10 protein-coding genes and 1 other RNA gene are annotated in these 13,147 nt (G+C 62.7%); 7 read left to right on the plus strand and 4 right to left on the minus strand.

What is annotated here, in order from left to right; genetic code table 11:
* The first annotated feature begins 17 nt into the window (after window positions 1-17).
* From KY459_06945 to KY459_06975, 7 genes are all read left to right on the plus strand, one after another.
* Window positions 18-1,634 carry a hypothetical protein gene (locus KY459_06945; protein MBW3564444.1) on the plus strand — a complete coding sequence of 539 codons (1,617 nt, stop codon included), beginning with the start codon at window positions 18-20 and terminating at the stop codon, window positions 1,632-1,634.
* 238 nt (window positions 1,635-1,872) lie between these two features.
* Window positions 1,873-2,221, plus strand: an RNA gene (gene rnpB, locus KY459_06950) — RNase P RNA component class A.
* A gap of 451 nt (window positions 2,222-2,672) precedes the next feature.
* Entirely contained in the window at window positions 2,673-3,608 is a 936-nt protein-coding gene (locus tag KY459_06955; GenBank protein MBW3564445.1) for an LD-carboxypeptidase, read from the plus strand.
* The gene (locus tag KY459_06960; protein ID MBW3564446.1) at window positions 3,608-4,396 is read left to right on the plus strand and encodes a cyclic nucleotide-binding domain-containing protein; all 789 of its coding nucleotides are present in this window, start codon (window positions 3,608-3,610) and stop codon (window positions 4,394-4,396) included. Before KY459_06955 ends, KY459_06960 begins: the two co-directional genes overlap by 1 nt.
* Window positions 4,393-6,471: an ATP-dependent DNA helicase RecG gene (gene recG, locus KY459_06965; GenBank protein MBW3564447.1), complete on the plus strand. Its 2,079-nt coding sequence runs from the start codon at window positions 4,393-4,395 to the stop codon at window positions 6,469-6,471. The genes KY459_06960 and recG overlap by 4 nt, the downstream gene beginning before the upstream one ends.
* Before the next feature lie 336 nt (window positions 6,472-6,807).
* Window positions 6,808-7,944: a saccharopine dehydrogenase NADP-binding domain-containing protein gene (locus KY459_06970; GenBank protein ID MBW3564448.1), complete on the plus strand. Its 1,137-nt coding sequence runs from the start codon at window positions 6,808-6,810 to the stop codon at window positions 7,942-7,944.
* A gap of 12 nt (window positions 7,945-7,956) precedes the next feature.
* The gene (locus KY459_06975; protein ID MBW3564449.1) at window positions 7,957-8,778 is read left to right on the plus strand and encodes a TerC family protein; all 822 of its coding nucleotides are present in this window, start codon (window positions 7,957-7,959) and stop codon (window positions 8,776-8,778) included.
* Here KY459_06975 and KY459_06980 read toward each other — a convergent pair.
* The 4 genes from KY459_06980 to KY459_06995 form a co-directional block, all read right to left on the minus strand.
* On the minus strand, window positions 8,700-10,022 hold the full coding sequence (locus KY459_06980; protein MBW3564450.1) for an APC family permease: 1,323 nt from the start codon (window positions 10,020-10,022) through the stop codon (window positions 8,700-8,702). The genes KY459_06975 and KY459_06980 overlap by 79 nt on opposite strands.
* Window positions 10,019-11,305, minus strand: coding sequence for a diaminopimelate decarboxylase (gene lysA / locus KY459_06985; protein ID MBW3564451.1), 1,287 nt, complete (start codon window positions 11,303-11,305; stop codon window positions 10,019-10,021). The genes KY459_06980 and lysA overlap by 4 nt, the downstream gene beginning before the upstream one ends.
* 352 nt (window positions 11,306-11,657) lie before the next feature.
* Window positions 11,658-11,930, minus strand: coding sequence for a ribosome assembly RNA-binding protein YhbY (gene yhbY, locus KY459_06990; protein ID MBW3564452.1), 273 nt, complete (start codon window positions 11,928-11,930; stop codon window positions 11,658-11,660).
* Between the two features lie 26 nt (window positions 11,931-11,956).
* Window positions 11,957-13,087 (minus strand): polysaccharide deacetylase family protein, encoded by a 1,131-nt coding sequence (locus tag KY459_06995; protein ID MBW3564453.1) that lies wholly within the window; start codon window positions 13,085-13,087, stop codon window positions 11,957-11,959.
* Window positions 13,088-13,147 lie beyond the last annotated feature (60 nt).

Here is a 13,147-nt window from a genome sequence, read left to right on the forward strand (position 1 = left end):
TTCACGAGAGGGGAGAGATGACACGGTTCAAGACGGAAGGGGCGATCGAAGAGATCACGCTGCAGCCGGCCCTGATGTCGCTCGCCGATGACGAGTTCACGGGCGCTGTCCGGTTCGAGCGCGATGGCGAGCTACGGATCCTCTATTTTCAGGACGGAAACCTCCTCTCCGCCGGAACCAGCCGCGACGATCAGTCGATCGAGACTGTCCTGATCGAGGCCGGCCGGATCTCACGGGATCACGTCGATCAGGCGTTCGCGAAGCGGCAGGGAACCGAATCGATCGGCGAGGCGCTTCTCCGGCTCGGCTTCGTAGCGCAGAAGGAGCTTCGGCAGGCGCGCCGTGCACAACTGGTCCGCGTGATCAACGAGCTCGAGGAGTGGAACGACGGATCCTATACGCTGATACCCGACTACGTCTCGACGCGAAGCGAGGGGAGCGTATTCACCGTCCGGCAGATCATCCTCGAGGCAATTCTCGGAGTGCGCGACCGCGCCCGGTTCGAGAGCGAGACCGGGGTCGGATCCCGCGTCTTCCGCCTTCCCTCCGATTTCGACGACCGCTACAAACTCCTCGGTTTGAACGACGCTGCCGACAGGATCGTCTCGCTGATCGACGGGAAGCGCTCGGGGGACGAGATCGCCGCGGAGTCAGGCTCTGACTCGTTTCTCGCGCTCAAACTTCTTCATGGCCTCGCCACCCTCGGTCTGGTCGTCCCGGTGGCGAAGGACCTCTCCGGCAGCGCGATCAGCCAGGCTCCGCTCTTTCCCTCGATTGACGACGATGTGCCGGATTCGACCTCGCCGGATGACTTCGGCACGCAGTCGCTGGTCGACTCCCCGGATCCGGCGCCGCTCGGTGACCCCGAGGGGGAAGCGCCGCCCGGATGGCACTATGGAGAGGGGGAGGAGCCGGAGTACGTTCCGATTCCCGGCTATGACGATGCACCAGCGCCGGATTATCTGGAGCCCGTGGAACCGCCGGTGAAAGGGACGCGTCGAAGCGCGAAGTGGCCGCTGATCGCGCTGCTGTTTCTGCTGGTCGTGCTCGCGGCCGGCTGGTGGTTCCTGCTGAGGCCTCGGATGGTGGGGGATGAGCGAGTCGTCGAGGCGAGGTCGCCAGCGGCCCCGATCGACAGGGACGAGTTGGCCGTTCCGGCGACCGGAACCGGAGGGATCGGGAGTCCAACGGATCCGGGGGAAGCTGGCGGGGGCGCTGCTGACCAACAAGAAGCCGCCCCTCCAGAACCTCAAGTAATACCTGAGGTTTCTGAGGCTGGCGATCCGACTCCGGTGGCGCCGCCGGCGGCTGCGGTTTCGGAGGAGGTCTCGGCGGATCGTGCGCGGCACGACCGGATGGCAGCGGAGTACCGGCGGGAGCTCGCGACGGTTCCGTACACGGTCCAGTTCGAGATCGTGTGTCAGACAGCGTCGGTGAATCTCGCCGAGGAGGTGGGGGGGGCAATGGTGTGGTGGGTGCCGATCTCGTTTCGTGGGGAGCCCTGTTACAGGGTTTTCTGGGGGCGGTATGAGACGAGGGCGGAGGCGGAGGAGGGGAGCGGGGAAATTCCGGAGCGTCTTCGGGATGGGGGAACGCCGGTGGTGATCGACGTGGCGCGGGTGTTCGGAGAATAGGGATCAGGAGACAGGAATCAGGAGACAGGAGCCGGAATCCGAGACCTCGAGGCCCTGCCTGCCCGTCTCAGTGGGATAAAACCATCGCTGGCGTTCCGCACGATTCTTCCGTCCGTTCGGCTCGTGGTGGCAGCCACGCTACTCTCGAATCCTCGGCCGCCGGACGGTGCTCCTGATTCCTGGATCCAGTCTCCTCTCTTCCGAGAATGCATCGAGTGCCGAATCGGTTCCTGTATCCGGAGTGGGCCGGAGGATCGCGATCGCAGGATCGAGGAAAGTCCGAACTCCCACGGGCAGCAGGCTGGATAACGTCCAGGCGTGGTAACGCGACGGAAAGTGCAACAGAGAACAGACCGCCTCTTCGGAGGTAAGGGTGAAACGGTGCGGTAAGAGCGCACCGCGCCGCACGCGAGTGTCGGCGGCAAGGCAAACCCCCTGCGGAGCAAGACCAAATAGGGAAGCGACGGAGCCGCCCGTCTCCATTCGAGCTTCCGGGTAGGTCGCTCGAGTCTCGGTGGTAACATCGAGGCCAGATGAATGATCCTCCCCTTCGGGGACAGAATTCGGCTTACAGGCCCACTCCTTTTTTTAGGATATGAGGATATTAGGATCCAGGATTCAGGATTCAGGATCCAGAGTTCAGGAATGAGGCTGTGAGGTTGACCGACAAAGGCGCCAAAGGCGGCGTCAGAGATTAGCCCCGGCTTCAGCCGGGGGAAAGAAATGAGGCGACTCTCGAGGTCGAGCCCGCAACAGAATCGAATGCGACCAAATCGCCATGTTCGATTGAACGGATGAAGCAAACAAAGCCGCCAGGCCTGGCGGCCGATTTGTCAACAATTCATGCGGATAACCTCTGATTTTCGTGCGATTTATCGTCAATGTCGGCATGCAGACATTTTTCAGAAGGATATGAGGATGTAAGGACATGGGGATTTCCTCAAATCCTCATATCCTCATCTCAAATCCTCAAATCCTCAGATCCTCATATCCTTTTCTCAAATCCTCAGATCCTTACATCCTCTATACTTTCGCGGCTTGACACTCCGACCACCCAGACCGCTCCTCCCAGGAGGCCACATCGGTGTCGCCGCCCTCTCATCGACGGCGGGACGGGAGTCCACGGGAGCTGCAGTGCGGGCGCTGGAAACCCGAGGATTCCGTGTGACACTCGCGTCAAATGCGTTCGAGCGGGAGCGGGACCGAACCTACCTCGCGGGCCCCGATTCGGAGAGGGTCGACCAGTTCAACGCTCTTCTCCGGGACGCATCGATCGATGCGATCTTCTTTACGCGGGGAGGCTACGGGGCGATGCGAATCCTCGATCAGATCGACTACGAGGCGTTTCGCAACGACCCCAGAGCGGTGGTCGGCTACAGCGACGTGACGGCGTTGCACATGGCGCTCGCACGCGAGACCGGCTTCGGTTCCTTTCATGGGCCGATGCTCGATTTCGATCTCTTCGAAGGGCTCAGCGAGCCGGTGGAGAAGTGGTTGTGGAAGATGCTTGCCGGCGCCTCCCCGATGAAGCTCGACTTCGAGCGGGAGGCGGTGCTCGCCGAGGGGGAGGCGGAGGGGACGCTGTTCGGCGGATGCCTCTCGCTGATCGTCGCGATGGCAGGGACACCGTGGGACTTCTGGATCGACGACGGAATTCTCTTCTTCGAGGACGTCGGCGAAGATCTCTATCGCATCGATCGTATGTTGACCCACCTCCGTCTGTCTGGTAGATTGCGCTCACTCCGTGCCGTGCTGATCGGGCGTCTGAAAAATTGTGGAAGTGATGAGCGGGCCGCGCACAGTCTCCTTCGTGATTTCTTCATACCCCTGGGCATTCCGGTCGTCTGTGACCTCCCCTTCGGACATCACGGGAACAACGTCCTCATCCCGTTCGGAGCGAGGGTGACCGTGGATACCGAAAGCTGCTCGATCGTTTTTCCCGACCCCGCGACCGCCATCCCGGAGGCCCGGTGATGGCCGTCTTCAAGAGCACCGGCGCCGGGCAGAAGGATCCCCGCAAAGAGTACACCGTCAGTTTCGGCAAAGGGGACTCGATTTTCATCGAAGGGGAGCTCGGGACCGAGATGTTCATCGTCCAGGAGGGGGAGGTCCACATCCGGAAGCGGCTCGGGGATGAGATGCGGACGCTTTCGGTTCTCGAGAAAGGCGACTTCTTCGGCGAAATGTCGGTCATCGAGAGCCAGCCTCGGAGTGCCGACGCCGTCGCCGCCACCGACGTGACCCTGCTCGTCATCAACGGCACCCGCTTCAACGAGATGCTGCGGAAGAACCCCGAGATCGCAATCCGCATCATCAGGAAGTATTCGCGACGGCTGAGGGAGGCAAACCGGCTTCTCGAGATGATGTCGCGAACGCATGTGCATCCGGAAAACGTCGACCTCGACACGACCCACACACCAGCGCCGGCGGGAAGCGTGACCCGGAGGCTCGTCGAGCTCGGGTCCGGGACGGCCTATGCGTTCGCCCAGGGGGCGGAGACCCTGATCGGACGGGCAGATCCCGTCACGGGAATCCGGCCCGACATCGACCTCACCGAGGTCGATGACGACCGCTCGGTATCCCGGCGGCATGCCAAGATCATCCGGCACGACGACGGTTGGGCGATGCTGGAAGAGGTCGGTACCCTCAATGGGACCTTCGTCAATGACGAGAAAATTCAGACGGGAGTTCCCCATCCGATCAAGGGGGGCGACCGCGTCCGCATCGGACTCGTCCAGATGAAGGTCGTCTACGACGAGTGACGACCGCTCCGGCTCTCGACAGCCCGGTCACGGTGATCCCCGGCGTCGCTGAGAAGCGCGCTTCGCTTCTCAACGCTGCAGGAGTCCGGACGCTCGGCGACCTCGTGCGCCACCTCCCCTCGAGATACGAGGACCGCCGCCTCCGCTCCGATGTCGCCGATCTCGCATCCTTCATCGGCACGCCGGTCAAGCTCACCGGAAAAATCGTCTCGGCCCATGCGAAGCGGAGCCCCGTCCGGAGGCTCGGGATCTTCGAGGCGGTCCTCGACGATGGGACGGGGAGGGTCTCGGTGGTCTGGTTCAATCAGGCGTGGCTGAAGGAGAAGATCGCCCGCGACATGATCATCACCATCTGGGGACAGCCTCGCGTCAACTCGAAAAAGCGGCTCCAGATCGAAAATCCGGACTGGTCCCTCGCTTCCGCGGAAGACGCCGCGGAGGATTCCGTGATCCCGGTCTACCCGGTGCTGGCGGGGATGACGCCGGCCGCCACCCGGAAGCTGGTGCACGGCGCCTTCGAGGTTCTCGGAGCCCCTGAGGATCCTCTGACGCGGGAGCTCGCCGAAGCGCTCGGTGTGGGCTCGCTCGCGGAAACGCTCGTGCCGGTCCACTTCCCGGCGGAGATCGACGAGGCTCTCACGCAATGCGTGCGCAATGCCCGCACGAGACTCGCCGTCGAGGAGTTTTTCGCCTTTCAGCTCATGCTCGCGGTGTCGCGGATGGAGGAGGAAGCAGGGCGATCCCGCCCGCCGCTCGAGGTCGGGGAAGAGCTGAAGGGTCGGATCGGGAGGATGCTTCCGTTCAGACTCACCGGGGCACAGAAGCGTGCGGTGCGGGAAATCGTCGCGGATCTCGAGTCCGACCGGCCGATGTACCGCCTGCTCCAGGGAGACGTCGCCAGCGGGAAAACGATCGTCGGGCTCATCGCCGCGGTCATCGTGATCCGCAATCGCCGCCAGGTCGCCTTCATGGTGCCGACCGAGATCCTCGCGGAGCAGCACTTCGAACGAATCCGGGGAATGCTCGACGCAGAGGGAGTCCGGACCGACATCCTCACGGCGTCGGTGAAGGGGGAGCAACGGAGGGCCGTCCTCAGGAGAATCGCTTCCGCAGAAACGGATCTCGTCGTCGGAACTCATGCGCTGATCCAGGAGGGAGTCGAGTTTGGTAACCTCGGGCTCGCGATCGTCGACGAGATGCACCGCTTCGGTGTGAAGCAGAGGCGTGACCTGATCCGCAAGGGAGTCGTGCCGGATGTTCTCGTCATGAGCGCGACGCCGATTCCCCGTTCGATGGCGATCGCGGCATTCGCCGACCTCGATCTTTCGGTCATCGACGAGCTCCCGCCGGGACGGCCCGGGATCAGAACCGTGACGCGGGGGAGCGCTCAGTTCGAAAAGATCTATCGGTTCGTACGGGAAGAAATCGAATCCGGGGCCCAGGCCTACTTCGTTTTCCCCCTCATCGACGAAAGCGAAGAGTCCGCTCATGCGGCGATCCGGAAAGAGATCGAAAATCTTCGGCGGAGATTTCCGGGCGTGCGGATGGAGCCGCTGCACGGCCAGATGAGCTCAGAGGAGAAGGACGCCGTGATGCGACGATTCGCGAGAGGGGAAACGAAGATCCTCGTGGCGACGACGATCGTCGAGGTCGGGATCGACGTTGCCGATGCGACCGTCATGGTGATCCACGACGCCGACCGGTTCGGGCTGTCCCAGCTGCATCAGCTGCGCGGGCGCGTCGGACGCGGCTCCCGCCAGTCGTGGTGCGTCGCCGTCCGTGACGAGCGCGCATCGGAGGAGGGGAAGCGGCGACTCCGTCTGTTCGCCTCGACCCCGGATGGCTTCGAGCTCGCCCGGATCGATCTCGAGCAGCGCGGCTTCGGACATCTCTTCGGGGTGCGGCAATCGGGCGCGAATCTTTTCCGGTACGGCGATCCGCTGGCGCAGCCGGAGCTGATGGAGCGAGCGCGCGCGGTCGCGCGGAAGGCGCTCGAAACGGAGGGACTCGCCAAAGCTAAGATGCTGTGTGAGGTATTGCGGCAGCAGGTGACGACAATTCATGGCAAAGATTGAACGGTTCGTTAGATGTAATGATCGCTTCATATCTTGAAAGTGGTGCTCTGAGCGACGAGAGGCGAGCGACGAGCGGCGAGGGGTGGTGCGCTCGCGTCGCTCGCGATCGGCTTAGAGAGACCGGAGGCGGGGCGAGGGGCGCGGGACGAGCGATGCTGCGCTCGCGCTGCTCGCGATTGCGAAGGAAGCTCTTGTTGAGATCCGTCACCGAAGTTCATAGGGGTTTCTCTTCCAATCATGGCGAGCGAAGTGAGCCTCCTTGCCCTCGCCCCTCGTCGCTCGTCGCTCGCTTCTCGTCCCTAATCCCTGTCTCTCTCCGTGTATGATTCCGCGGCCATGAAAATCACCGTTCTTGGTTGCGGGCTCGTCGGGGGGTTGATCGCAAAGGATCTGGCGGCCGGCCAGGGGGTGGAAGTGCTCGCGGTGGATGTCTCGGAGGAGCGGCTCGATTCGCTGAATGACATCCCGCGAATCACGACGGAGCGTGTGGATCTGAGCGACTCGTCGGAGATCGTGCGGGTGATCCGCGACAGCGACGCGGTTGTCGGTGCGGTGCCGGGGCACTTCGGCTACGAGATGCTTCGGACGGTCGTCGAAGCGGGCAAACCGATCTCCGACATTTCATTCGCGCCCGAGAATGCGCTCGATCTCGACGGGCAGGCGAAGCGGCGCGGTGTGGCGGCCGTGATCGACGCGGGCGTATCGCCTGGGCTTTCGAATCTCGCGGTGGGACGTGCGGCGGCGGGGATGGACGAGGTCGAAGAGGTCACGATTTACGTGGGCGGCCTGCCGCTGACCCGGTTCTGGCCATGGGAGTACCGGAGCGTTTTTTCGCCGACGGACGTGATCGAGGAGTATCTCCGTCCGGCCCGGCTGGTCGAGAATGGGATCGTGGTCACGAAGCCGGCGCTGTCGGAAGTCGAGCTGATCGATTTTCCGCAGGTCGGAACGCTCGAGGCATTCAACACAGACGGGCTCCGGACGATCATGCACACGATCGAGGCGACGAACATGAAGGAAAAGACGCTTCGGTATCCGGGACACGCCGAAAGGATGCGAATGCTGCGGGAGGCCGGTTTTTTCTCCGACGAAGCCGTCGAGATCGAAGGCGTTCGTGTTCGACCCAGGTCGCTGAGCGAACGGCTGTTGTTCGACGCGTGGGAGCGTCCTGACGGAGAGCGGGAGATGACCTATCTCCGTGTGGATGTGGCTGGAACCAGGGATGGCCATCGAAAAGAGCTGAGGTATGAGCTCTACGATGAGACCGACGATGCGACGGGCGACTCGTCGATGGCGAGGACGACCGGGTTTCCCTGCGCGATCATCGCCGGGATGCTGGGCCGGAAAGAGATCGAACTCGAGGGAGTTTTGCCCCTGGAAATGCTCGGTTCCGACCCGGAGTTGTGGGAGCGAATCATCAGCGGGCTTCATGCCCGGGGAGTGCTATTCGAAGAGCAGACGCTCGTCTGCTGAGCGGAGGAACCGATGGTCGAAATGCTGACTGATCCCCAGATCTGGCTTGCGCTCGTGACGCTGACGGCGCTCGAGATCGTTCTCGGAATCGACAACATCATCTTCATCTCGATCCTGGCGGGGAAACTCCCGCTGGAGCAGCAGGCCAAAGCGCGGCAGCTCGGCCTCGCCGCGGCGATGATCGCTCGAATTCTCCTCCTCTTTTCGATCGCGTGGGTCATCAAGCTCGAGAATCCGCTCTTCAGCGTCCTCGGGCAGGAGCTCTCGGGACGAGACCTCATTCTGATGGGTGGCGGACTCTTTCTGCTGGCGAAGGCGACCTTCGAGATTCACGACAAGCTCGAGGGAAAAGAAGGGGAGGCGAGCAAGAAAACCGCCGCGACGTTCGGATCGGTCATCTTTCAGATCATGCTTCTCGACGTCGTCTTCTCGCTCGATTCAGTCATCACCGCTGTGGGGATGGCGGATCACATTTCGGTCATGGTCGCCGCAGTCATGATTGCCGTGGGAGTCATGATGGTTTCGGCTACGGCAATTTCGAATTTCGTCGAACGGCATCCGACAGTCAAGATTCTCGCGCTGAGCTTTCTCCTGCTCATCGGAATGGCGCTGGTCGCGGAGTCACTCGATCAACACATTCCGAAGGGTTACATTTACTTCGCCATGGGCTTCTCGGTATTGGTGGAGATGCTGAACATGAGGGTCCGGAAGGTTCACGATCCGGTCAATCTCCACGAGAGGTACGCTGAGGAAACTCAGGGAGCCGGATCGGCGGGGGGTGGCGCTGCGGGTGGAGCGCCGACACGACCTCCGGCGAGTACCGAAACTCCGTAGACCGCCGCGCCCACCAGAAGCGCAATTCCGAGGGCGATCAGCTGCTTCGTCTCGAGCCGCGTCATCAGATAGAGCGAGACGAGCACCCCGAGGATCGGGACGAGGAGTCCTCCCGGCGTGACGAAGCCTGTTCCGAGCCGCCTGAGGCGAGGCACCGCTGCCGCCGTAAAGAGATACGTCGTCAGCCGGGCGCCCGCGCTCAGCAGAGCGAGCGTTGCGAACGTTCCCGCGACTGCGACCGGGACGGCGAGGGCGACCAGAAGGAAAATCGACCAGACCGGCGTGTGCGTCGACGGATGAACGTATCCGAGAAAGCGAAACGGCTTCCGGTCGCGGGTCAGCGCGAAAATCATCCGGGAGGCCTCGAGCGTCGTTCCCATGTTCGTTCCGAGAATCGAGATGATTGCCCCGATCGTGATCAACGTCACCCCGACCGGCCCCATCACGACCGCAGCGGCATCCGCGATCGGGGTCGGTGAGGTCGACAGATCTCCCATGGCACTCATCGCCGCCAGCTGGACGAGCGAGTAGACGGCGGCGATTGCCAGCATTCCCATCAGGAGCGCGATCGGCAGATCTTTTTTCGGGTTGCGGTACTCACCCGCGGGGATGCCGACGTTCTCGAATCCGGCGTAGGCGAAGAGGAGAAACAGCGCCGCGTTCCCCCAGTTGACGTCGCCCTGGGGCAGCGAGAACGAGATCGGAATCGGATTGATGCGGAAGGCGGCAATCGCCACGATCACAAAGATGATCAGGGGAATCAGCTTTCCCCAGGTAAAGAGATAGATTGTCCGAGCGCCGAGCCGGATGCCGATCGCGTGCAGAACGCCGAACAGGATCAGCGAGAACGCGATGAGCAGCGTTCTCGGTACGCCTTCGCCCGTCGCAGGGAAGAGGCGGGCGAGCGACAGCACGAATCCGTTGGCGAGCGATGCGAGTGATGTGACCCTGGCGATCGTGTTCATCCAGCCGGTCTCGAAACCGATGAAGTCGCCGAACGCCTCACGCGTGTAGAGATAGGCACCGCCCGGCTCGTCGAAGTGGCTCGCCGCCTCCGCGAAACAGAGGGCGAGGATGAACACCGGAATCGCGAAGAGGAGAGGAGCCCAGAGAGAGAAGGGGCCGAGCAGCCGGAACGTCTCCCCCGGCAGCAGATAGACACCGCTTCCGACGACGGCGTTGATGCAGAACGCGACCAGACCCCAGACCCCGACCGCACGGATGAGCCCGACGCGCTCCTTCACCGCTTCTCCTCGTGCGGCTGGTCTTCGAGAAGTGCTTCGAGCGGTTGCCTCGAACGGATCACCTCGGCCTTGCCGTCGTCGATCAGGATCTCGGCCGGCATCGGTCGCGAGTTGTAATGCGATCCCATCGAAAACCCGTAGGCGCCGGTATCGCAGAAGACCAGCAGATCGCCGACCGCGGTCTCGGGCATCGGTCGCGGGCGGAGCTCGTCGCCTTCGCGCGTGAAGAGATCGCCTGACTCGCAAAGATTGCCGGCCACGAGGACCCCGTGCCGCGGGTCCCATTCCTCGGAGACTTTCGTCCGGAGCCAGTCGTCCGATCCGCGTGAACCGTTGAGGATGTGGTGGTACGCGCCGTAGCGCGATGGCCTGACGAGGTGGTTGAATCCGGTGTCGCATCCGATCCAGGTGTATTCATGGCTGAGGCGGCGCGCCGTGACCCGCGTGATCAGCGAACCGCTGGCGGCCACGAGGTATCGTCCCGGCTCGATGATTCCCGAGATTCCGCGGTCCCGGAGAACCTCGCGCATCAGACCGGTGAGTGCCGCCCCGTACTCGTCGATAGGGAACTCCTGTTCGCCGGGGCGATAGGGCACCGACAGACCGCCACCGAAGTTCAGCACTTCCAGATGGGGAAAGTCCCCCGAGAGCTCGATCAGGCGTCTGGCTGACTCGAGGAGCGGATCGATCGACTCGATGCCGGAACCGATATGAGCGTGGAGCCCGGTGATCTTCAAGCCGGCATCCGCGGCCTCCCGTCGTGCGACGGGCAGGTCCTCGATCTCGAATCCGAACTTCACACCGAACCCGCCGGTCACGACGTCCTTGTGATGACCGGCTCCGACTTCCGTGTTGACGCGAAGCGAGATCTTGTTCCGGATGCCGAGACTCACGACTCTCTCGAGCTCGGAGAACGAGTTGAGATTGATGATGACTCTCGGCTCGACGGCGACGAAGCGGAGGTCCTCGTCGGAGACGTTCGAGCAGGTGAACCAGATGTCGGATCCTTCGAAACCGGCCGCCCGGGCGAGGAGAATCTCCCCCGGGGAGACGGCGTCACAACCGAAGCCGGCTTCGGCGAACATCGAGAGGATGCTGACGTTGGAGTTGGCCTTCATCGCATAGAAGGGACGGATGGAGCGACCGGCGAATGCGCGTTCGACCCGGCGGATCTGCGCGCGGATGACGCTCGCGTCGTAGACGTACAGCGGCGTCCCGTGGCTCGCCGTGAGCTCTTCGATGGATACTCCGCCGATCGAAAGTACAGAACCGTGGTATTCCATTGCCGCGGAATCATACAGAACAAGGCGCTCGAGAGGGATCGAACCCTGGCGGACAGGTCGGACGGGTCGGACCGGCTCAATTCAGGCGTCGACATGATGGTCGAAGAACGCATCGCCTGATTCCAGACGCCGTGATCAAACCTTTTCGCCAGTCTCCCGACCGCCCCGGTCATCCCGCCCGCTGATTACGCTGAAACGAAAGGACACCGCAAGCGCGCCGCCCGCTCGGGACGACCGGTGGGGAAAAGGGAATGGGACCGGCTCGATTCCGACGTGATCTTCGAATGAACGAGCCGCGGGTATCGCCACCGGGTGAGGCCCTGATGGCAAAAGCGCGCCCGTCAGCGCCGGCCTACTCCTCTTCGTTGGGCCGGTAGAGAATCGAGATCTTGCCGATGCTATCGACCAGCGCGGCTCCGCATCGTTCCGCCAGTTCCGCGGCGAGCGACCTACGGGTCTCCCGGTCATCCGAGTCGATTCGAATCTTGATCAACTCGTGTGCTTCCAGAGTGCGATTCGTTTCGTCGACCAGGCCCTCCGTGAGGACGTTCTTCCCGATGCGAACGACGGGCTCGAGATGATGGGCTTCGCTCTTGAGGCGCTTCCGGTCCTTCGCCGTGAGCAGCGGAGGCTGGTCGACCGGTTCGCCGGTCACCGGCGTTTCGAGCCCTGACGCCCGGCAGCCGGGTTGACGGATCCTTTCCCCTCGGCGACGGCCGGACGTGTGGGGAAGCGGACCTGCCACGACGCTTCGAGCCGCTCGCCGGTTTCCTTCGAGGTCGCCCAGAGGACGACGTCGAGCGGCTTCCCCTCTCCGATCGGGTTGTTCAGGACGAGCGAGACCGAACCGTCGCGCTCGTCGTAAAAGAACGGGAGGTCGGCGTGGCCCATGACTGCCAGCCGGACGCTGTCGCTCTCGATCTGCTCCGGCTCGACGATTCGCGCACCAACGACCGGATACGAGGGATTGGCCCCACGCCCCTGCCGCGGCGTCACGTTTTCCACCGCGAGCTTACCGGCGCCGAGATACTGGCGGAACTGGTCGAAGGTCGTCGTCTGGTCGATCACGACCCGCCGCAGCCGGAATGGGTCAATTCCGCGTTCGTTCCGGCCGAAGTTGCAGGTAAGAGCGGCATCGTAACCAGCCCTCTCGGTCGCCCGCGTCACGGGGGTGTCGTACTCTCCGTAGGGGTAGGCGAGGAAGCGGACCGGCTTGCCGGTTTTCTCTTCCAGAATCTTCTTACTCCGAAGCAGCTCGTCCTGAAGCCAGCGCCCGTAATCGTCCCGTTCCGTTTGCATCCTTCGGGTCAGGAAACCGTGCGAGAGCGTGTGGCTCTGAATATCGACTCCGTTGTCCGACATCTCCCGGATCTCTTCCCAGGTCAGCGCGAAACGGCTCCCGTTGATGAACTTCGGGTAGATGAAGGCGGTGAACGGCATGCCCCGCCGCTGCATCTCCTGGTAGACGATGTCGTAGGTGCAGGCCCAGCCGTCGTCGAACGTGATGACGACGGGGTTTTCCGGAAGAGATTCGCGCTTGCCGGAAAGGTAGTCGTAGAGATCTGCGAGATAGACGACGTTATAGCCGGCGTCGTCGAGATAGTCGAGATGCTGGTTGAACGTCTCACGGGTGATTCCGAAGCGCGTGTCGGACGGAGATTCCACCACGTGATAGCAGAGAATAGTCGCCGCGGGCTCCCGGTTCTCAGCCTCGGCTTGCACCGGTACGGTCAGCAGGGGGACGACGAGCAGCAGGGCGGCGAAAAAGCCGCGTCGGTTCATGTTCGAAAGCCTCCTCGTATGGAACGATCGACTAATCATGCGGCACTTTTGCAATCTCAG

The organism is Acidobacteriota bacterium (assembly GCA_019347945.1).
Taxonomy (GTDB): Bacteria; Acidobacteriota; Thermoanaerobaculia; order Gp7-AA8; family JAHWKK01; genus JAHWKK01.

Coding starts and splice junctions, on each gene's coding strand:
- KY459_06945 (MBW3564444.1), top strand. CDS start 18: ATGACACGGTTCAAGACGGAAGGGGCGATCGAAGAGATCACGCTGCAG.
- KY459_06960 (MBW3564446.1), top strand. CDS start 3,608: ATGGCCGTCTTCAAGAGCACCGGCGCCGGGCAGAAGGATCCCCGCAAA.
- KY459_06975 (MBW3564449.1), top strand. CDS start 7,957: ATGGTCGAAATGCTGACTGATCCCCAGATCTGGCTTGCGCTCGTGACG.
- KY459_06995 (MBW3564453.1), bottom strand. CDS start 13,087: ATGAACCGACGCGGCTTTTTCGCCGCCCTGCTGCTCGTCGTCCCCCTG.
- lysA (MBW3564451.1), bottom strand. CDS start 11,305: ATGGAATACCACGGTTCTGTACTTTCGATCGGCGGAGTATCCATCGAA.
- KY459_06970 (MBW3564448.1), top strand. CDS start 6,808: ATGAAAATCACCGTTCTTGGTTGCGGGCTCGTCGGGGGGTTGATCGCA.